This window comes from Oleiphilus sp. HI0067 (assembly GCF_001635735.1).
This window is the reverse complement of record NZ_LWFI01000258.1, coordinates 1-721: the sequence shown is the minus strand read 5'-3', so window position 1 is coordinate 721 and position 721 is coordinate 1. Positions and strand designations below refer to the sequence as shown.

The window sequence follows — 721 nt, the reverse complement described above, 5'->3', positions numbered from 1 at the left end:
GAAAAAACCACAGCGGGTTCATAAGGTTTGAACCGGCGCTAGGTCTCTGACGTATCACTAACCTCACTATTACTATGTAAAGGGGTTGAAGCTTTGAGTCAGACACAACAAAATCAAACACCATCAAAGTCGCAAAATAATCAAAGCGTTAACGAAGCGAAGCGTTTGCCTTGCAGAGGTTGCACACCTTCTTGCTCAAATTATTCTAAATGCGATGGTAGACCATGGCGCATGGAACCAAGCGTTTAAATCTTGATAACTCGTCTTTCTTGAGAGAGCAGTCATTGTGTCAGGAAGCATCTTGAGCGAGTTGGCGTTACAATATGCTTTTGCATACAACGTTGCTTGCTTGAGAGCTAATTTTGAACTCACTCGAAGTCCTGTCTGAATGGGATAGTCTTCCCTCCAAATCTTTTACTAGAGAAAGCCATGTCGATGAGTTGGCGATTAGCTGTGACTGCTCAGGCTTGTTTAATCTTCTGTTGTCTCATCTTTCTATTACGCTTCCGTATCGACTTTCACGGCCCAAAGCAGTGCATTACTTTAATCTTCTGCAAGAGATTGGTTCAAACAAAATAAGTACGCTAAAGCCTGGACATTTGCTCGCATGGCGAAAAGATGTGTTGCCAAGTTCTGGAGATACTGGCCATGTGTTGATGCTGGAGAGCGAGCCAGTCCTATTGAGAGATAAGGTTTATTCAGTAAGTGTGTATGACGCGAC

Annotated in this window: 1 protein-coding gene; it reads left to right on the top strand. The window is 43.4% G+C overall.

Translation table 11 applies throughout. The annotated features are described in order from the left end of the window. Window positions 1-362: 362 nt before the first annotated feature. On the top strand, window positions 363-721 hold a 359-nt coding region (locus A3739_RS28605; RefSeq protein WP_156502307.1), incomplete at its 3' end, for a hypothetical protein.